The organism is Escherichia sp. WS33, assembly GCF_046486385.1.
Lineage (GTDB): Bacteria > Pseudomonadota > Gammaproteobacteria > Enterobacterales > Enterobacteriaceae > ECMA0423.
The window spans coordinates 1-19,258 of sequence record NZ_JBJQLJ010000045.1 but is presented as its reverse complement, the minus strand read 5'-3'; the positions used below and the strand labels follow the sequence as shown (position 1 = coordinate 19,258).

General features: G+C 52.0%; 21 protein-coding genes. 8 read left to right on the top strand and 13 right to left on the bottom strand.

The annotated features are described in order from the left end of the window. The first annotated feature begins 359 nt into the window (after positions 1 to 359). Both sbp and cdh read left to right on the top strand, forming a co-directional pair. Entirely contained in the window at positions 360 to 1,349 is a 990-nt protein-coding gene (gene sbp / locus ACJHXA_RS22520; RefSeq protein ID WP_001045689.1) for a sulfate/thiosulfate ABC transporter substrate-binding protein Sbp, read from the top strand. Between the two features lie 106 nt (positions 1,350 to 1,455). Further along, on the top strand, positions 1,456 to 2,211 hold the full coding sequence (gene cdh / locus ACJHXA_RS22515; RefSeq protein ID WP_000708998.1) for a CDP-diacylglycerol diphosphatase: 756 nt from the start codon (positions 1,456 to 1,458) through the stop codon (positions 2,209 to 2,211). Positions 2,212 to 2,265: 54 nt separating this feature from the next. On the opposite strand, the gene tpiA is transcribed toward cdh, so the two are convergent. Together tpiA and ACJHXA_RS22505 are read right to left on the bottom strand one after the other, a co-directional pair. Continuing rightward, entirely contained in the window at positions 2,266 to 3,033 is a 768-nt protein-coding gene (tpiA, locus tag ACJHXA_RS22510) for a triose-phosphate isomerase (RefSeq protein WP_001216325.1), read from the bottom strand. 107 nt (positions 3,034 to 3,140) lie between these two features. Continuing rightward, positions 3,141 to 3,740, bottom strand: a complete 600-nt coding sequence (locus ACJHXA_RS22505) for a YiiQ family protein (protein ID WP_000802232.1) — start codon at positions 3,738 to 3,740, stop codon at positions 3,141 to 3,143. Between the two features lie 100 nt (positions 3,741 to 3,840). Between ACJHXA_RS22505 and ACJHXA_RS22500 the strand changes: the two genes are divergently transcribed. The 3 genes from ACJHXA_RS22500 (at position 3,841) to uspD (ending at position 5,247) form a co-directional block, all read left to right on the top strand. Beyond that, positions 3,841 to 4,281 carry a DUF805 domain-containing protein gene (locus ACJHXA_RS22500; RefSeq protein WP_000155272.1) on the top strand — a complete coding sequence of 147 codons (441 nt, stop codon included), beginning with the start codon at positions 3,841 to 3,843 and terminating at the stop codon, positions 4,279 to 4,281. 211 nt (positions 4,282 to 4,492) lie between these two features. Then, a complete protein-coding gene (locus ACJHXA_RS22495; protein WP_000655986.1) occupies positions 4,493 to 4,792 on the top strand; it encodes a DUF406 domain-containing protein in 300 nt (99 codons plus the stop codon). 26 nt (positions 4,793 to 4,818) lie between these two features. Then, positions 4,819 to 5,247: a universal stress protein UspD gene (gene uspD, locus ACJHXA_RS22490; protein WP_000323556.1), complete on the top strand. Its 429-nt coding sequence runs from the start codon at positions 4,819 to 4,821 to the stop codon at positions 5,245 to 5,247. A 4-nt stretch (positions 5,248 to 5,251) separates the two neighbouring features. Here uspD and fpr read toward each other — a convergent pair whose 3' ends face one another. The 4 genes from fpr to glpF form a co-directional block, all read right to left on the bottom strand. Then, a complete protein-coding gene (fpr, locus tag ACJHXA_RS22485) occupies positions 5,252 to 5,998 on the bottom strand; it encodes a ferredoxin--NADP(+) reductase (RefSeq protein ID WP_000796320.1) in 747 nt (248 codons plus the stop codon). A 96-nt stretch (positions 5,999 to 6,094) separates the two neighbouring features. After that, positions 6,095 to 7,105: a class II fructose-bisphosphatase gene (glpX, locus tag ACJHXA_RS22480; RefSeq protein WP_001250644.1), complete on the bottom strand. Its 1,011-nt coding sequence runs from the start codon at positions 7,103 to 7,105 to the stop codon at positions 6,095 to 6,097. A 135-nt stretch (positions 7,106 to 7,240) separates the two neighbouring features. Then, positions 7,241 to 8,749 (bottom strand): glycerol kinase GlpK, encoded by a 1,509-nt coding sequence (gene glpK / locus ACJHXA_RS22475; RefSeq protein ID WP_000136788.1) that lies wholly within the window; start codon positions 8,747 to 8,749, stop codon positions 7,241 to 7,243. 22 nt (positions 8,750 to 8,771) lie between these two features. Then, positions 8,772 to 9,617 carry a glycerol uptake facilitator protein GlpF gene (gene glpF, locus ACJHXA_RS22470; RefSeq protein WP_000084268.1) on the bottom strand — a complete coding sequence of 282 codons (846 nt, stop codon included), beginning with the start codon at positions 9,615 to 9,617 and terminating at the stop codon, positions 8,772 to 8,774. A gap of 425 nt (positions 9,618 to 10,042) precedes the next feature. Here glpF and zapB point away from each other — a divergent pair, with 425 nt between their 5' ends. Further along, complete coding sequence (zapB, locus tag ACJHXA_RS22465; RefSeq protein ID WP_001296623.1) at positions 10,043 to 10,288, top strand: septal ring assembly protein ZapB; 246 nt, start codon at positions 10,043 to 10,045, stop codon at positions 10,286 to 10,288. Positions 10,289 to 10,372: 84 nt separating this feature from the next. On the opposite strand, the gene rraA is transcribed toward zapB, so the two are convergent. From rraA to priA, 7 genes are all read right to left on the bottom strand, one after another. Then, on the bottom strand, positions 10,373 to 10,858 hold the full coding sequence (gene rraA / locus ACJHXA_RS22460; RefSeq protein ID WP_000872908.1) for a ribonuclease E activity regulator RraA: 486 nt from the start codon (positions 10,856 to 10,858) through the stop codon (positions 10,373 to 10,375). Between the two features lie 92 nt (positions 10,859 to 10,950). Continuing rightward, positions 10,951 to 11,877, bottom strand: coding sequence for a 1,4-dihydroxy-2-naphthoate polyprenyltransferase (gene menA, locus ACJHXA_RS22455; protein WP_001307494.1), 927 nt, complete (start codon positions 11,875 to 11,877; stop codon positions 10,951 to 10,953). 66 nt (positions 11,878 to 11,943) lie between these two features. Beyond that, positions 11,944 to 13,275, bottom strand: a complete 1,332-nt coding sequence (gene hslU, locus ACJHXA_RS22450) for an HslU--HslV peptidase ATPase subunit (protein WP_001293343.1) — start codon at positions 13,273 to 13,275, stop codon at positions 11,944 to 11,946. A gap of 9 nt (positions 13,276 to 13,284) precedes the next feature. Further along, positions 13,285 to 13,815, bottom strand: coding sequence for an ATP-dependent protease subunit HslV (hslV, locus tag ACJHXA_RS22445; RefSeq protein ID WP_000208242.1), 531 nt, complete (start codon positions 13,813 to 13,815; stop codon positions 13,285 to 13,287). A gap of 92 nt (positions 13,816 to 13,907) precedes the next feature. After that, positions 13,908 to 14,867: a cell division protein FtsN gene (ftsN, locus tag ACJHXA_RS22440; RefSeq protein WP_000068834.1), complete on the bottom strand. Its 960-nt coding sequence runs from the start codon at positions 14,865 to 14,867 to the stop codon at positions 13,908 to 13,910. A gap of 91 nt (positions 14,868 to 14,958) precedes the next feature. Further along, entirely contained in the window at positions 14,959 to 15,984 is a 1,026-nt protein-coding gene (gene cytR / locus ACJHXA_RS22435; protein WP_000644904.1) for a DNA-binding transcriptional regulator CytR, read from the bottom strand. Positions 15,985 to 16,139: 155 nt separating this feature from the next. Beyond that, on the bottom strand, positions 16,140 to 18,338 hold the full coding sequence (gene priA, locus ACJHXA_RS22430) for a primosomal protein N' (protein WP_001315935.1): 2,199 nt from the start codon (positions 18,336 to 18,338) through the stop codon (positions 16,140 to 16,142). Positions 18,339 to 18,540: 202 nt separating this feature from the next. Between priA and rpmE the strand changes: the two genes are divergently transcribed. Together rpmE and ACJHXA_RS22420 are read left to right on the top strand one after the other, a co-directional pair. Continuing rightward, positions 18,541 to 18,753: a 50S ribosomal protein L31 gene (gene rpmE / locus ACJHXA_RS22425; RefSeq protein WP_000710769.1), complete on the top strand. Its 213-nt coding sequence runs from the start codon at positions 18,541 to 18,543 to the stop codon at positions 18,751 to 18,753. Between the two features lie 159 nt (positions 18,754 to 18,912). Further along, on the top strand, positions 18,913 to 19,258 hold a 346-nt coding region (locus ACJHXA_RS22420; protein WP_000015136.1), incomplete at its 3' end, for a DUF6531 domain-containing protein.

The window sequence follows — 19,258 nt, the reverse complement described above, 5'->3', positions numbered from 1 at the left end:
TCCGGTAGCGGCGTAAAAATCGCGGAAGGGATGAAAAAAACAGCGCCTGACGGCGCTGTGTCTGGCATGCCTGCAATCCGGGAAACCGGACCAGGAAAAAACTTGCAGGCCATAACAGTATCTACGTGAATTCTGCAATTTATTGAATTTACAAATTTTTGTAGGTCGGATAAGGCGTTCGCGCCGCATCCGGCATCGATAAAGCGCACTTTGTCAGCAATATGAGGCGGATTTCTTCCGCCTTTTTAATCCCTCAACATATACCCGCAAGTTATAGCCAATCTTTTTTTATTCTTTAATGTTTGGTTAACCTTCTGGCACGCTTTGCTCATCACAACACAACATAAGAGAGTCGGGCGATGAACAAGTGGGGCGTAGGGTTAACATTTTTGCTGGCGGCAACCAGCGTTATGGCAAAGGATATTCAGCTTCTTAACGTTTCATATGATCCAACGCGCGAATTGTACGAACAGTACAACAAGGCATTCAGCGCCCACTGGAAACAGCAAACTGGTGATAACGTGGTGATTCGTCAGTCACACGGTGGTTCAGGTAAACAAGCGACGTCGGTAATCAACGGTATTGAAGCTGATGTTGTCACGCTGGCTCTGGCCTATGACGTGGACGCGATTGCGGAACGCGGGCGGATTGATAAAGAGTGGATCAAACGTCTGCCGGATAACTCCGCACCGTACACTTCCACCATTGTTTTCCTGGTGCGTAAGGGCAATCCGAAGCAGATCCATGACTGGAACGATCTGATTAAACCGGGTGTTTCGGTGATCACGCCTAATCCGAAAAGCTCTGGTGGCGCACGCTGGAACTACCTGGCTGCCTGGGGCTACGCGCTGCATCACAACAACAACGATCAGGCAAAAGCACAGGATTTTGTTCGGGCACTGTATAAAAACGTCGAAGTTCTGGATTCTGGCGCGCGCGGCTCCACTAACACCTTTGTCGAGCGCGGGATTGGCGATGTACTGATCGCCTGGGAAAACGAAGCTCTGCTGGCAGCGAATGAACTGGGGAAAGATAAATTCGAAATCGTCACGCCGAGTGAGTCTATCCTCGCAGAGCCAACCGTGTCGGTGGTCGATAAAGTGGTCGAGAAAAAAGGCACCAAAGAGGTGGCGGAAGCCTACCTGAAATATCTCTACTCGCCAGAAGGTCAGGAAATTGCCGCGAAAAACTACTACCGTCCGCGCGACGCTGAAGTAGCGAAAAAGTACGAAAATGCGTTTCCAAAGCTGAAGTTATTCACCATTGATGAAGAGTTCGGCGGCTGGACGAAAGCGCAAAAAGAGCATTTTGCTAACGGCGGTACGTTCGATCAGATCAGCAAACGCTGATTTCCCCAGGATAATTATCAAACCCGGTGGTTTCTCGCGACCGGGTTTTTTATTTGTCACGATTTTGCGTTACCCTTGCATCTCTTTGAGGTACAGGGAAAAAAAGATGAAAAAAGCGGGTCTTCTTTTTTTGGTGATGATAGTTATCGCCGTTGTGGCTGCCGGTATTGGTTACTGGAAATTAACCGGTGAAGAGTCGGATACATTACGTAAGATTGTCCTTGAGGAATGTTTGCCCAATCAGCAGCAAAATCAAAATCCTTCGCCATGTGCGGAAGTCAAACCCAATGCCGGATACGTGGTTTTAAAAGATCTTAATGGTCCACTGCAATATCTGTTGATGCCAACGTATCGTATTAACGGTACTGAAAGTCCTTTGTTGACCGATCCTTCAACGCCGAACTTCTTTTGGTTGGCCTGGCAGGCGCGTGATTTTATGAGCAAAAAATACGGCCAGCCGGTTCCCGATCGCGCGGTTTCTTTGGCGATCAACTCCCGCACCGGGCGTACGCAAAACCATTTTCATATTCATATCTCTTGTATTCGTCCTGATGTGCGCGAACAGCTGGATAACAATCTGGCGAACATCAGCAGCCGCTGGTTGCCACTGCCAGGTGGTTTGCGCGGGCATGAATACCTGGCGCGTCGGGTAACGGAAAGCGAACTGGTACAACGCAGCCCATTTATGATGCTGGCAGAAGAAGTACCTGAGGCGCGGGAACATATGGGAAGCTACGGGCTGGCGATGGTACGGCAGAGTGATAACTCATTTGTATTGCTGGCGACACAACGAAATCTACTGACGCTTAACCGTGCTTCAGCCGAGGAAATTCAGGATCATCAGTGTGAGATTTTGCGTTAAGGCGAAGAGTTAAGGAAAGTAAGTGCCGGATATGAAATCCGGCACCTGTCAGACTTAAGCCTGTTTAGCCGCTTCTGCAGCTTTAACGATCACTGCGAAAGCGTCAGCTTTCAGAGAAGCACCGCCAACCAGCGCGCCGTCGATATCTGGCTGAGCAAACAGTTCTGCAGCGTTAGACGCGTTTACAGAGCCGCCGTACTGAATGATCACTTGTTCAGCGATGTTAGCGTCAACTTTAGCGATGTGGTCACGGATGAATTTGTGAACAGCCTGTGCCTGAGCCGGAGTTGCAGATTTGCCAGTACCGATTGCCCATACAGGTTCGTAAGCGATAACCGCACCTTCGAATGCCGCAGCACCCTGAGTTTTCAGTACCGCGTCGATCTGACGTGCGCAAACTTCTTCAGTTTTGCCCGCTTCGTTTTCAGCTTCGGTTTCACCGATGCACAGAACCGGAGTCAGGCCCTGCTCTTTCAGCACCGCGAATTTTTTCGCGATCAGTTCGTCAGACTCTTTGTGGTAAGTACGACGTTCAGAGTGGCCGATGATGATGTACTGAGCGCCGATGTCTTTCAGCATAGCGGCAGAAGTTTCACCGGTGAATGCGCCGGACAGGTTCAGGTCCACGTTTTGCGCACCCAGCATGATGTGGCTGCCTTCAGCTTCGCGCTTCGCCATATCGATGTACATTTCCGGTGGTGCGATTGCAACCGCACAGCCAGCAACACCTGCCAGCTCTTTACGCAGGTTAGAAACCAGCTCGTGAACCATGTGGCGGCTGCCGTTCAGTTTCCAGTTACCCATCACTAAAGGATGTCGCATTTTAATTCTCCACGCTTATAAGCGAATAAAGGAAGATGGCCGCCCCGCAGGGCAGCAGGTCTGTGAAACAGTATAGAGATTCATCGGCACAAAGGCTTTGCTTTTTGTCATTTATTCAAACCTTCAAGCGATTCAGATAGCGCCAGCTTAATCGGTTCAACAGCGAAGGTCAGCCCCTTTTCGCCGTTGTCCGCGACAACATAACGCAGTGCACCTTCTGTCTCGGTGTAATAACGTTTGTTTTTCCCCGCCGTTAGTAGCGACTGCAGTTTTTTCTGGCTTTGTGTTTTGGTCATTAATGGGGTGAGTGTGCGGATCACTGCTGCCATGTATTCCTGAGCTTTCGCTTTCGCTGCTTTTTGCTCTGGCCCCTGGATGGGTAGCCAGGTCATTTGAATGCTTTTGATTTTTAAGGTACCGCGCTCCAGCGCTGTAGAAGCATACAAGTTCTCGTTAATTTTACTTGCAGCACGAGTGAGATTGGCTTTGTCGGGACTGCTGTCGATGGCACGAAATTCGTTCAGTGGCAGGCTGGGATTCTGGCTGTTAAAGTCTTCTCGAAACTGGCTGATGGAGAGATCGAAAGTAGGGGCTCCAGCCAGCAGATAAGGCGCGGTCGTTACCGTATCTGGTGTTTGTGCATGCGCCGTTGTTGTAACGGTTAATGCAGAACATAAGAGAAAAAACAGCGTACACCCTGGCTTCATTGACAGTACCTTTTGTTATGACTGGCTCCGATTAAAACGATATCTGTCGCCCTTGTCAAAAGGGTAGAATCCTGGAAAAGACAACCATCAAGGAACTTACATGACCATACAGCAATGGTTATTCTCATTTAAAGGGCGTATTGGACGCCGTGATTTCTGGATTTGGATAGGCCTGTGGTTAGCAGGCATGCTGGTGCTTTTCTCACTGGCGGGTAAAAATTTACTCGATATTCAGACCGCGGCGTTTTGCCTGGTGTGCTTGCTTTGGCCAACAGCGGCAGTAACCGTTAAGCGCTTGCATGATCGCGGGCGTTCCGGCGCATGGGCATTTCTGATGATTGTGGCGTGGATGCTGCTGGCGGGTAACTGGGCGATTTTACCGGGTGTCTGGCAATGGGCGGTGGGGCGTTTTGTCCCGACGTTGATTCTGGTGATGATGCTTATCGATCTTGGAGCGTTCATTGGCACACAAGGCGAAAATAAATATGGTAAAGATACCCAGGATGTGAAGTATAAAGCCGACAATAAATCAAGTAATTAACCTTTAATATATCTCTTACTGCTATTTTTTTCCGGGATTGTTATTTCCACGATGCAAATGACAATGCCCGGAAAATCCTTCTGAACTCTTCACCTTAAGCAATATCAAAAAAAATGGTAATCCATAAGATCATTACTTGTTTGTTCTTCCCTTAACGGCGCATTATTCTTAAGTCGTAATCGACAGAGAGGCGAATATACAGAGGTGCCCTATGAAAGATGTCGTAGATAAATGCAGTACTAAAGGATGTGCGATTGATATCGGTACGGTGATTGATAACGACAACTGTACCAGTAAGTTTTCGCGCTTTTTTGCCACCCGCGAAGAAGCAGAGTCTTTTATGACCAAACTGAAAGAGCTTGCCGCCGCTGCATCCTCTGCAGATGAAGGGGCCAGCGTGGCCTACAAGATTAAGGATCTGGAGGGGCAAGTTGAGCTTGATGCGGCCTTCACTTTCTCATGCCAGGCCGAGATGATTATTTTTGAGTTATCACTGCGTTCGTTAGCTTGATGGAGTTGCTTTAGAAGGAGTTAAACATGGCTTATAAACACATTGGCGTGGCAATTTCCGGGAATGAAGAAGATGCCTTACTGGTGAATAAAGCTCTGGAGCTCGCCAGACATAATGACGCTCACCTGACGTTAATTCATATTGATGATGGCTTAAGCGAGTTGTATCCGGGTATCTACTTCCCTGCAACAGAAGATATTCTTCAATTGTTGAAGAATAAGTCGGATAACAAGCTGTATAAACTGACGAAAAATATTCAATGGCCGAAGACAAAACTGCGTATTGAACGCGGAGAAATGCCGGAAACACTGCTGGAAATTATGCAAAAAGAGCAGTGCGACCTCCTTGTCTGTGGTCATCATCACTCATTTATCAACCGTTTGATGCCGGCATATCGCGGGATGATCAATAAGATGAGTGCGGATTTGCTCATCGTGCCGTTTATCGATAAGTAACCGCTTACCAGTAATGCTCCGCTGTCATATGGCCCGGTCGGCGACGTAAATGTTTCGTCATCTGCCGGGTCTCTTTCAGCAACTGTTGTGTATCGCGCACCATCTGTGGATTGCCGCACAGCATCACATGGCTGGTTTCTTTATTCATCGGCAGGCCAATCGCGCTTTCCAGTTCCCCACTTTCAATTAACGCCGGTATCCGCCCGGTGAGCGACCCCGCTGCCGTTTCCCGACTGACCACCGTCTGAATGCGCAGTTTCCCTTCGTAGCGTTTTTCCAGTTCTTGCATCAGTGGCAAATAGCTTAAGTCGGCGGCATAACGTGCGGCGTGAACCAGGACCAGATTTTTGAAGCGATCTAAATCTTTGCCTAGTTGCAGAATCGATAAATAAGGGCCAATCGCTGTACCGGTTGCCAGCATCCATAGCGTTTCGCAGTCCGGTACTTCATCCAGAACAAAGAAGCCAGCTGCTTCGCTAACCACCTGCACTTCATCGCCTGGTTTCAGTGCCGCCAATCGTGGGCTTAATTTGCCATCGGGGACGGTGACCAGGTAAAACTCCAGATCGGGATTATCGGGCGAGTTAACATAGGAGTAGGCGCGCTGGACGCGTTCGCCGTCGATTTCAAGGCCAAGCTTGGTGAATTGCCCGGCGGTAAACGGAAGCACGGGGGCGTGAACGGTGAGACTAAACAGGGCGTCGGTCCAGTTCTGCACTTTAGTGACTTTGCCTGTTACCCAATCAGCCATGTTTTTCTCCTGTTTTGATTAACTTGCCTTATCTTCGTTCTCCGAACAAAAAAATTCCAGTCCCGAAGGACTGGAAGGCTCAATCGATCAAATCAATCAGAGGATGTGCACCTGCATTTCCGGGTCTTTGCGATCCAGATAGTGGATGGACTGAATGCGGCGAATGGTGCGTGACTTGCCGCGGATCAGCAGCGTTTCGGTAGTCGCGATATTGCCTTTGCGGCTAATGCCTTCCAGCAGATCGCCTTTGGTAATACCGGTGGCAGAGAAGATGACGTTATCGCTGCGCGCCATATCGCCCAGGCGCAATACTTTACCGGCTTCGATGCCCATCGCTTTGCAGCGTGCCAGCTCCTGCTCGCCAATGCGACGATTCTCTTCGTTGTCGCCTTTGACGTCATGACGCGCCAGCAGACGACCGTTCATGTCGCCATCTAATGCGCGGATCACCGCCGCAGAAACTACGCCTTCCGGCGCGCCACCAATACCGTACAGCACGTCAACTTCGCTGTCTGGCATACAGGTGAGAATTGAGGCCGCAACGTCGCCATCCGGAATAGCAAATACGCGTACGCCGAGTTGCTGCATTTCAGCGATAACGGCATCGTGGCGTGGTTTAGCCAGAATCGTTACCGTCAGTTCGCTCAACGGTTTGCCGAGCGCCGCCGCTACATTGCGCAGGTTATCCGCCAGCGGCAGGTTCAGATCAATGGTGCCTTTGGCTCCCGGCCCGACAATCAGCTTCTCCATATACATATCCGGCGCATTGAGGAAGCAGCCTTTATCGCCTACTGCCAGCACCGCCAGCGCGTTAGCCTGGCCCATCGCCGTCATGCGCGTGCCTTCAATCGGATCAACAGCAATATCTACCGCGTCGCCGCGACCAGTACCGACTTTTTCACCAATGTAGAGCATCGGTGCTTCGTCGATTTCACCTTCACCAATGACGATGGTGCCGTCAATGTTGACCTGGTTGAGCATAATACGCATGGCGTTTACCGCCGCGCCGTCCGCGGTGTTTTTATCGCCGCGTCCTAACCATTTGTAGCCAGCCAGCGCCGCAGATTCGGTGACGCGGGAAAATTCGATGGCAAGTTCTCGTCTCATAGCAAACTCTAAGCAGTAAGGAATGGCGCGAAGTGTAGCACAGGGGAAGGGTGGGATTATTGATGTGTGCGGGGTTGCCCCCGCACGGTTTCAGGACTACCGGATGCGGCATAAACGCTTCATCCGGCATTTACATTACTCGTCGTGTTCTTCCCACGCCATCGCGCGTTTGACCGCTTTTTTCCAGCCTGCGTAACGGTAATTACGCTCAGTGGTTTCGATGCCTGGACGGAACTCGCGTTCAATCACCGCTTTCTCTTGCAGCTCGTCGAGGTTCTGCCAGAAACCGACCGCCAGACCAGCAAGATAGGCCGCACCCAATGCAGTCACTTCGCGAACTTCCGGGCGCTCAACGCGGGTGCCGAGAATATCGGACTGGAACTGCATCAGGAAATTGTTTGCTACTGCGCCACCATCCACGCGCAGGGCGTGCAGACGGATACCAGAGTCGGCCTGCATCGCTTCCAGCACGTCACGCGTCTGATAAGCAATAGACTCCAGCGTCGCGCGTATAATGTGGTTAGCGTTCACCCCACGAGTCAGACCGAAAATCGCCCCGCGCGCATACGGGTCCCAGTACGGCGCACCCAGCCCGGTAAATGCCGGAACCACATACACACCATTGGTGTTTTGCACTTTGGTGGCGAAATATTCGGAATCGTAGGCGTCGTTAATCAACTTCATCTCATCGCGCAGCCACTGAATGGATGCGCCTGCCATAAACACCGCACCTTCCAACGCATAGTTCACTTCGCCAGTCGGGCCGCAGGCGATGGTGGTCAGCAGGCCGTTTTCTGATTTCACCGCTTTCTCGCCAGTGTTCATCAGCATAAAGCAGCCAGTGCCATAGGTGTTCTTCGCCATCCCTTCTTTCACGCACAACTGACCAAACAGCGCGGCCTGCTGGTCACCGGCGATCCCGGAGATTGGAATACGCGTGCCGCCTTTGCCGCCAATGTTAGTCTGACCGTATACTTCGGAAGAACGACGCACTTCTGGCAGCATCTCGCGCGGAATATCCAGCACTTCCAGCATTTTGTCGTCCCAGTCCAGGGTATGGATGTTGAACAACATGGTACGAGAGGCGTTGGTGTAATCGGTCACATGGACACGGCCCTGAGTCATTTTCCAGATAAGCCACGTATCAACCGTACCAAACAGCAATTCACCACGACGTGCACGCTCGCGAGAGCCTTCCACATGGTCGAGGATCCACTTCACTTTGGTGCCAGAAAAGTACGGGTCAATCACCAGACCGGTATTGCTGCGGATATAATCTTCTAAACCGTCACGTTTTAAATGCTCGCAGATTTCTGCGGTACGACGGCACTGCCAGACAATGGCGTTATAGATAGGCTTGCCGGTTTCTTTTTCCCAGACAATAGTGGTTTCACGCTGGTTCGTAATACCGATAGCTGCAATTTGATCGGAACTGATATCGGCTTTCGCCAGCACTTCTACCAGCGTGGAGCTTTGGGTGGCCCAGATTTCCATTGGGTCGTGTTCTACCCAACCTGGTTTTGGGTAGATTTGCTCAAATTCGCGCTGCGACACGCTAATGATATTGGCATCGTGATCCATTACGACCGCGCGGGAGCTGGTGGTGCCCTGGTCGAGCGCAACGATATATTTTTTTTCAGTCATGTTTAATTGTCCCGTAGTCATATTACAGCGAAGCTTTTTGTTCTGAAGGAGTTGTGGTTTCCTTTTCTTCCACAACACAGATATCGCAAGGCAAATGGCGACCAATCAGTTTGCGGTAGGCAAATGCACCTACAATCGCGCCAACGATAGGGCCGAAAAGCGGCACCAGGAAGTAAGGAATGTCTCTGCCGCCGGTAAAGGCGACATTGCCCCAGCCCGCCAGCCAGGCAAAGACTTTCGGACCGAAGTCACGCGCTGGGTTCATGGCAAAACCTGTCAATGGGCCCATAGATGCGCCAATGACCGCAATCAGTAGACCAATCAGCAAGGGAGCCAAAGGGCCGCGTGGTACACCGTTGCCATCGTCCGTTAACGCCAGGATCAGCCCCATCAGAATAGCGGTAATCACCATCTCAACTGCGAAAGCCTGCACAAAATTGATATGAGGATTAGGGTAAGTAGAGAAAGTGCCAGCCAGATCAACACTTTCAACGCTGCCGCGAACAATGTGATGAGTCTGCTCGAAGTCGAAAAATAAATTGTAGTAAAGCCCGTAAACTAAAGCCGCAGCACAGAAAGCGCCGGCAACTTGTGAAACGATAAAAGGAATAACTTTGCGCTTGTCGAAACAGGCAAACAGCCACAATGCAATGGTAACAGCGGGATTAAGATGCGCGCCGGAAACCCCTGCGGTCAGGTAGATGGCCATTGCCACCCCCAGTCCCCAAATGACACTGATTTCCCACTGACCAAAAGACGCACCAGCGACTTTTAGTGCTGCAACGCAACCCACACCGAAGAAAATCAACAACCCGGTACCGAGGAATTCAGCAATGCACTGGCCTTTCAAGGTTGATGTTTGACTCATAATCGGATCCTGAAGAGTTAATGTTTGTTGTATGCGTGAAAGTCACGGACCTCCACGATGCTTGTAGGCATGCTGTAAACTTATCGTTAACGAGCAAAAACGAGAAATATCGAACTTAAAATGTGTGTGCTTCGTCATAAAATGAGCGTTATCGCGCCATTTATTCCATCTGATTGTACATGATGCATGTTTGTTAGATCATTCGCGCAACAAATTTATTAACATTTTCGATTGATGTGGATTATGTCACCAGGAGAAGGATGAAAAGTGTGGCAAACCGTAATCTGCAAGGCGTGCCGCTGGACAGCGATGGCGCGGCTTCATACAATCGGAGCTAACTAAAGTGCGCTCGTATTTATTAAGGCGTCACCGGTAATCGGGACGAGGATTTTTTATCCATCAACGCCTTGCAATTCAGGAGAGGTATGACAATGTCATTAGAAGTGTTTGAGAAACTGGAAGCAAAAGTACAGCAGGCGATTGATACCATCACTCTGTTGCAGATGGAAATCGAAGAGCTGAAAGAAAAAAACAACTCACTGTCGCAGGAAGTTCAAAATGCCCAGCATCAGCGCGAAGAGCTGGAGCGTGAGAACAACCATCTGAAAGAACAGCAGAACGGCTGGCAGGAACGTCTGCAGGCCCTGCTGGGTCGCATGGAAGAGGTCTGATTACGCTTCATCTTTCGCGTAATTTCTTTACTGTGTAGGCCAACAGGTAACGCAGAAAAAAGGCACCTTGCGGTGCCTTTTCTATCATTCAATATCCAGCGGATCTTCTGAAAGAATAATCCCGGTATTGTCGGCATAAAGATGGTCGCCGGAGAAGAAGGTGACACCGCCAAAATTGACGCGGACATCGCTTTCGCCAATGCCTTCGCCAGCGGCACCAACCGGAATTGCCGCCATCGCCTGGATGCCGATATCCAACTCTTCCAGGTCATCTACCTGACGCACCGCGCCGTAAATGACCAGACCTTCCCATTCATTTTGTACTGCCAGACGCGCCAGTTCAGCATCGACCAGTGCGCGACGAACAGAACCACCGCCATCGACGACAAGAACACGACCACGGCCATTCTGTTCGAGCAGATCGTACAGCAACCCGTTGTCCTCGAAACATTTTACCGTGATTATTTGTCCGCCAAACGACGCCCGTCCGCCAAAGTTGGAGAACAGCGGTTCCACGACGTTAACATCTTCTTGATAGATGTCACAAAGCTCGGAAGTATCGTATTTCATAGGCTTAACATTCAGTTGCTGCGAGAATTTTCAGTATATCGCGCTATGTGGGCTGTTGGCAAAATCATCAATTGTTAATTGATATTTGTCAGTTATGCTGCCCACTGGCTTAGGAATATCCCTAAAATAAACAGCAGGTTAGTCAATAACGCTCCCTTGACAGTACGTTCCAGCATTGGTCGCATCGCCACCGGGTCCATTTCCCGCATCACATAACGGGCTTGCTTCACCAGTAATGGTGCCGCCAGCAGGAACAGCCAGCCCCACAGGCTATGCAGCGAAAAGAGATTAAACAGCGCCAGACACACCAGTGAGCCCATCAGCAGGCAGGCATGATAACGACGCGCGTTCACTTCACCTAAGCGCACCACCAGCGTGTTTTTGCCATTTTCGCGGTCGCTATTGATATCACGCAGGTTATTAATATTCAGTACTGCCGTTGCCAGCAGGCCGCATGCGGTCGCCGGAAGGATCAGTGCCGGAATCAATGTATGAGCCTGTAAATACCAGCTCCCCATGACACTCAACCAGCCAAAGAAAACCAGTACGGAAATATCACCCAGACCGATATAACCATAAGGACGATTGCCCACGGTGTAGGTGATAGCGGCAATGATCGACAACCCGCCAAGAATCAGGAAACCGACAAAATCGGCCAGCGTATGGCATGCCACTGCAACCAGTGCCAGCCCGGAGAGACAGATGAGCACGACGGTAATAATGAGCGCCCGTTTCATCTCTTGCTGGGTAATGACCCCTTTTTGCATGCCGCGTAGCGGCCCAATGCGGTCAGGTTTATCGCTGCCTTTTACCGCATCGCCGTAATCATTGGCGAGGTTAGAAAGGATCTGTAATAGCCCGGCGGTAATCAGTGCCAGCAGGGCGACCAGCGGATCGAAGTGACCTTGCCACCATGCCAGCGCTGTCCCGACGATAATTGCAGCAAAGGCGAGGGGGAGGGTTTTAGGTCGTAAACTTTCCAGCCACGCCTGAGTTCGGCTAATTTGTTGTTCAGTCATAATACGCGCCAATAAAAATGGGGCCTTTCAGCCCCATCAAACAATGATGAAAATGATTGAACGCGATTATAGGATAAAACGGCTCAGATCTTCATCTGCCACCAACGCATCCAGATGTTTGCTCACATAATCTGCGTCAATGATGATAGTTTGACCGCTTAAATCGCTGGCGTCGTAGGAAATCTCTTCCATTAAACGCTCCAGAACAGTGTGTAAACGACGAGCACCGATGTTTTCGGTAGATTCGTTCACCTGCCATGCCGCTTCCGCGATGCGCTTAATACCGGAGTCGGTAAACTCGATATTTACGCCTTCAGTCGCCATCAGTGCTTTGTACTGCACGGTGATAGAGGCATTCGGCTCGGTCAGAATACGCTCGAAGTCGCTGGTGGTCAGCGCCTGCAGTTCAACGCGGATTGGCAGACGACCTTGCAGTTCCGGGATCAGGTCAGACGGTTTCGCAATCTGGAACGCGCCAGAAGCGATAAACAGAATGTGGTCAGTTTTGACCATCCCGTGTTTGGTGGAAACGGTGCAACCTTCTACCAGCGGCAGCAGGTCACGCTGAACGCCTTCACGAGAAACATCCGGACCGGAAGACTCGCCGCGCTTACAGATTTTGTCGATTTCGTCGATAAACACGATCCCGTGCTGCTCAACAGCGTCGATAGCGTCTTGCTTCAGCTCTTCCGGGTTCACCAGTTTCGCCGCTTCTTCTTCAATCAGCAGCTTCATGGCGTCTTTGATTTTCAGCTTACGCGCTTTTTGCTTCTGGCCGCCCAGGTTCTGGAACATGGACTGCAGCTGGCTGGTCATCTCTTCCATGCCTGGAGGAGCCATAATTTCAACGCCCATCGGTGCTGCGGCAAGATCGATCTCGATTTCTTTGTCATCAAGCTGGCCTTCACGCAGTTTTTTGCGGAATGCCTGACGAGCAGCGGACGGTTCCTGCTGCTGTTCGGTCTGTCCCCAGTTGTTTTTAGCAGGTGGGATCAGCACGTCGAGAATACGTTCTTCTGCCAGTTCTTCAGCGCGATAACGGTTTTTCTCGATAGCCTGGACGCGTACCATTTTCACGGCGGCATCGGTCAGATCGCGAATAATAGAATCCACTTCCTTACCGACGTAGCCTACTTCGGTGAATTTGGTCGCTTCAACTTTGATGAACGGCGCATTCGCCAGCTTAGCCAGACGACGGGCGATTTCAGTTTTACCGACACCGGTCGGGCCGATCATCAGGATATTTTTCGGGGTCACTTCATGGCGCAGCTCTTCGTTGAGCTGCATGCGACGCCAGCGGTTACGCAGAGCAATCGCCACAGAACGCTTGGCGTTGTCCTGGCCGATGATGTGCTTATCCAGTTCGCTGACGATTTCGCGTGGGGTCATTTCAGACATGGGAGATCCTTACGCTTTGTAGCTTAATTCTTCGATGGTGTGGAAATGGTTGGTATAGATGCAAATGTCGCCTGCAATATCCAACGCCTTTTCAGCAATTTCACGAGCACTCAGTTCAGTATTTTCTAACAGTGCACGCGCCGCAGCCTGGGCGTAAGGGCCGCCGGAGCCGATAGCAATAAGATCGTTTTCTGGCTGCACCACGTCACCGTTACCGGTGATGATAAGCGATGCAGTTTCATCCGCGACTGCCAGCAGTGCTTCAAGTTTGCGCAGCATGCGATCGGTACGCCAGTCTTTCGCCAGCTCAACGGCGGCTTTGACCAGATGGCCCTGATGCATTTCCAGTTTACGTTCAAACAGTTCGAACAGCGTAAAAGCATCCGCAGTACCGCCCGCAAAGCCCGCGATGACTTTGTCGTTGTACAGACGGCGGACCTTTTTCACGTTGCCTTTCATTACGGTATTGCCCAACGTGGCCTGACCATCACCAGCGATGACCACATGGCCGTTACGGCGTACGCTTACTATAGTTGTCACGAGCTGACCCCTTGGTTACGAATACAGAGTACAAACCCCGTACAAAAGTACGGGGCATAATGCAATTATAGATGGGGGGGATTTTGAGGGTTTCAACCCCCGGCGGCGAGCCGAATGCAGTTTGTATGACCCGCCATCTTCAACCGATTGAGGGTGCTGTCTGCGTTCTCTTTGCCTTTCACCGGGCCAATGACCACACGATTCCAGCCATTGTTGGTGGTGATTTTCGAGTCAAATCCTTCGAACGCCAGCTGAGCACGTACCGTCTCTGCCTGTTCCGCGCCTCTGAACGAACCGCACTGCACCATCCAGCGGCGTTCGTCTTTTTTCTCCGCCGTCGGTTTTGGCGCGTCAGCGGCACGAGCAACCGGCGCAGCTTGCTGCGGCTTCGACTGCGCGGTCGTGTGCGCAGGGGTTTGCAGCAGATCCTGGTACGGCTGCTGAGTAGAAGCCGGTTTAGACTGGCGCGGTTGCGCCTGTACCGGCGCGGCTTGCGACGTACGCGTCTGCTGCTGCCAGCTTTGTTCAGTCGTACGCGACTGCTGAGCCAGGCGTTGCTGCTCCGCTAATTGCTGCGCCTGACGCTGGCGTTGTAGCGTTTGCTGACGCTGTTCCGGCGTCTGTTCATTCCACGGAACTTCAACCAGCTGCGTTGGCTGCTGGCGCATATCAGCCTGCATTTGTTCAAGAAGCTGACGTTGTTCTGGTGTCAGTTGCTCCGGCGTTTTCACTTCACCACCGGCAGAAGGTTCTGTGGGCGCACGCACACCCGGCTGGCGACTTTCCAGCTCTTTAATGTAGCGCCAGCGTTCTTCTGGTTTTGGTGGTAGTCCGTTACCGGTCACTTTCTGGCTTTGCAGCGTCTCGGACTCTTCTTTCTTGTGATGCGTAATGAAGTACAGACCACCGATAAAGGTCACAAGAACGGCGGCAGCAATAGCGACCATAGCGGGAGAAACCGCAGGCAGATTTCGTTGCTTTTTCCGTGAGGTGCTCTTTTTTCGCCGCGAAGGTGCCGGTTGGCTGCGGCGTACATAATCTCGTTGTGCCACTATCGTTTCGCTGTATTTATTCGTTCGTCAGCCCGCCATGTTACTTAAGCGGCGGGCCTTTGACCAGTCACGGCAGTCTTAAAGGTTTACTTTAAGGTAACGCGCGTGTTGATCCCCGGATGATAAGTTCGCAGTCCATTAAACGAGAGCCACTGCCAACGTGTTGCCCCTGCATTTGATCAAGCAATAACAGCATAGCTTCCCGACCGATTTCGTAACGCGGCTGCGCGATGGTTGTCAGCGGCGGATCACAAAATTGCGTCAGGTCGATGTTATCAAAACCGATTATGGAAAGGTCTTCCGGGACTTTCAGCCCCTGGCGTTTTGCCTGAGAAAGTGCGCCGAGCGCCATCACATCGCTATGGCAGAAGACAGCAGTAGGCGGTTGTGGAAGATCAAGCAGCTGCTGCATCGCTTTGCTTCCGGCTTCGAAGGTGAAGTCGCCACGGGCGATGTATTGCGGATCAACCATAATGCCGCAGCGACGCAGCGCCTGAACATAGCCTTGCAGGCGATAGTGACACAGTGGCATCTCTTCGGGACCGGCTATACAGCCAATCCGTTTATGCCCTTGCTCATATAAATAATTTACTGCATCAAATGCGGCGGTCAGATTGTCGATATGAACGGTAGGCAGCTCCAGTTCCGGTGCAAATTCGTTCGCCATCACCATCGGCGGCAGATTACGCTGTTCCTCAATGCTGGCATCAAACGGCAGCCTTGAGCCCAGCAGCAACATGCCATCAATTTGCTTGGTGATGATCAAATCGATAAAGGTTTTTTCCTGCTGATTTTGATGCGCACAGTCGCCAATCAGCACCAGATATCCGTGATTTGCCGCCGTAACTTCGATACCGCGAATAATTTCGCTAAAGAAGGGATCGCAGATATCCGGGACAATCACCAGAATGGTGCGGGATTCATTACGCTTGACGTTGCGCCCCATAGGTTGCGGTAAATAACCCACTTCCCGGGCCGCTTTTTCAACCCGATTACGGGTGGCCTGGGAGACTTTATCGGGATTCATTAATGCTCGGGAGACAGTCGCTGTAGAGACTTTTGCCTTGAGGGCAACGTCTTTCATGGTCGCGGCAGTTTCCTGCTTCTTCGCTTTCACACTCACTCCTCGCCTGGCACGTCAGGCGTACTACATCCATGTTTACTTCACATCGGCAACATTTTTAGCAGATAGCGCGTGAAAACGGTTACAGAATTTTCATGAAAAGTGTGATGAATATTGAATTTTTCGATCCGCCTCGCAACGTTTGCGCATTAGCCTTCGATGGGATCGACATCCAACACCCATTTCACCTTGCGGGAATCCGGTATTGTATTAATAAGCGCCAGCGTACCACTAATGATGTGTTGCAAGCGCACGCGGGAAGGGTGCTGCAACAAGATCTGCCAGCGCCAGCGGCCACCACGCTTAGGTGCCAGAGCCGGAACCGGGCCGAGAACCCACAGTTTGTCGTCTGCCAGCGGGCTGGAAAGGATCAGATTACGCAGTTGTTGCAGGAACAGCGGCGCATGCTGATTGTTATGATCTTCCGCACGCACAATCACATGGCTGGTCCACGGCGGCAGCTGCATCATGCGTCGCTCAGCTAGCGCCTGTTCGGCAAAGGCGTCGTAGCCTTTATAGAGCAACGTTTGCAACAGAGGATGTTCCGGATGGTGCGTTTGCAGCACCACTTCGCCCTGTTTACCCGCACGCCCGGCACGACCGGCGACCTGGGTGTAAAGCTGGGCGAAACGTTCTGCCGAGCGAAAATCGGCAGAAAACAGCGCGCCGTCCACATCCAGTAACGCCACCAGCGTCACATCCGGAAAGTGGTGACCTTTCGCCAGCATTTGCGTGCCAATCAAGATCCTCGCGCCGCCGCGATGCACTTCCGCCAGTTGCTGTTCCAGCGCCCCTTTGCGGCTGGTGGTATCGCGGTCGATACGTGAAATGGGCACGCCGGGGAACATCGGCGCAAGCGTCTGTTCAAGCTGTTCGGTGCCCAGCCCCACGGGGACCAGGTGCGTGGAACCGCAGGAAGGGCACTGGCGCGGCACCGGACGCTGACTGTCACAGTGGTGACAGCGCAAATGCTGTTGCGCCTGATGCAGCGTGTAGTAGTGATCGCAACGTGGGCATTCGGCTATCCAGCCGCAGTCGTGGCACAGCAGCGCAGGCGCAAAACCCCGACGATTAAGAAAGAGGATAACCTGATTGTTGGCCTGTAAATGCTGGCGCATACGGGTGATTAACGCCGGAGCCAGACCTGCCTGCACCTTCTGACCTTTTAAATCCAGCACATGTTGAATTGCCGGACGCGCATTCCCTGCCCGACGGGTCAGGCGCAGCAGGCGGTATTTTTTCTGCTGGACGTTGCATAACGTTTCCAGCGCGGGCGTTGCGGAGCCAAGAATAATCGGGATTTGCTCGCTATGCGCACGATACACCGCCAGGTCGCGGGCATGATAGCGCCAGCCTTCCTGCTGCTTGTAGGAGCTGTCGTGCTCTTCATCAATGACAATCACGCCGAGATTTTTAAACGGCGTAAACAGCGCGGAGCGGGTGCCGATCACAATCGCCGCCTCGCCATTTTTCGCTTTCAACCACGCCGAAAGCCGCTCGCTGTCGTTCAGGCCGGAATGCAGAACTTCCACGGGGGCATTAAAACGTTCACGAAAACGGGCGATAGTTTGCGGTGTCAGGCCGATTTCCGGCACCATCACCAGCGCCTGTTTGCCCTGAGCGAGCACGTTTTCCAGTACACTGAGATAAACCTCCGTTTTACCGGAACCGGTAACGCCCGCCAGCAGCCAGGCAGAAAAAGTATCTGCCGCGCTATGAATTGCGCCAACGGCGGTGGCTTGTTCGGTATTCAATCGCAACCGCTCACCAGAAACGGCATAGTTCGTTCGCCAGTCGCTAAACTCTGGTGTTTCACTTGCTAAATCACACAGACCTTTTTTGCGCAGCGCCTGCAACGCGGCATCATTAAATTCAAGTTCCGCGACCTGGTCGCGCCAGATTTTGCCTTGCCGTAACGCCGCCAGCGCCTGTTGTTGCTTTGGCGAACGTTTCAGGCTGTTAAGATCCACCGCCTGACCTTGTTCAGTGGCAAACCAGTACCACATCGGCGCGTTCGCCGCAGGCCGCCCCTGGCGCAGTAAAATCGGCAAGGCATGAAACAGCACATCGCCAATCGGATGATGATAGTAATCTGCCGCCCAGAGCAGTAACCGCCAGACGGAGTGAGTAAATACCGGCTCAACGTCCAGCACTTCAACTACCGCTTTCAGCTCGTTAAGCGGCAGCTCACTGACATCGCTAACTGACACCACAACCCCGATGCGCTCCTGCTGTTTGCCAAACGGCACGCGCACGCGACACCCGGCTTTAACCGTCATGCCTTCTGGCAGCAGATAGTCAAAGGTACGAGGAAGCGGAACGGGCAAGGCAACGTGGGCAACGGGCATAGCATCATCCTGACTTGAAATTCGGTGGGTTAGTATACACATTGCCGTAGAAGAGTGCGGATCAGTTTGCATACGCTGGTTAATTTCTGTATGATTTCGCGCCTTCGTACGAAATGATCGTATTGAAGCTATACTTTTAACATCGCGTGGTGTCTGGCGTTAGGGCTGGAAGAGCGACGCGGCCTTAAACCGAGGTTTTCCCATGAAAAAAGATATTCACCCGAAATACGAAGAAATTACTGCTAGCTGCTCTTGCGGTAACGTAATGAAAATCCGCTCCACCGTTGGTCATGACCTGAACCTCGACGTGTGCAGCAAGTGCCACCCGTTCTTCACTGGCAAACAGCGTGATGTTGCTACCGGTGGCCGTGTTGACCGCTTCAACAAGCGTTTCAACATCCCGGGCAGCAAATAAGACCGGATTTCCGAAAAAAGCGCCGCACGGCGCTTTTTTTGTGCCTGTAATTTGCCTTTTATAAATTCTGAAAAATTCCGGGGTGTTAACTCATTATCATTTCCTGTTGTTGACTGGCGCTAGGCTTCTGGTTCTTATTTATTTCAAAAGGATTTTACGATGAGCGGAAAACCGGCAGCGCGTCAGGGCGACATGACGCAGTATGGCGGTAGCATTGTCCAGGGTTCAGCCGGGGTGCGCATCGGTGCCCCCACCGGCGTGGCCTGTTCGGTGTGCCCCGGCGGGGTGACGTCCGGCCATCCGGTCAATCCGCTGCTGGGTGCAAAGGTCCTTCCCGGTGAAACCGACATCGCCCTGCCCGGCCCGCTGCCGTTCATTCTCTCCCGCACCTACAGCAGTTACCGGACAAAAACGCCCGCGCCGGTGGGGAGCCTCGGCCCCGGCTGGAAAATGCCTGCGGATATCCGCTTACAGCTGCGCGATAACACACTGATACTCAGTGATA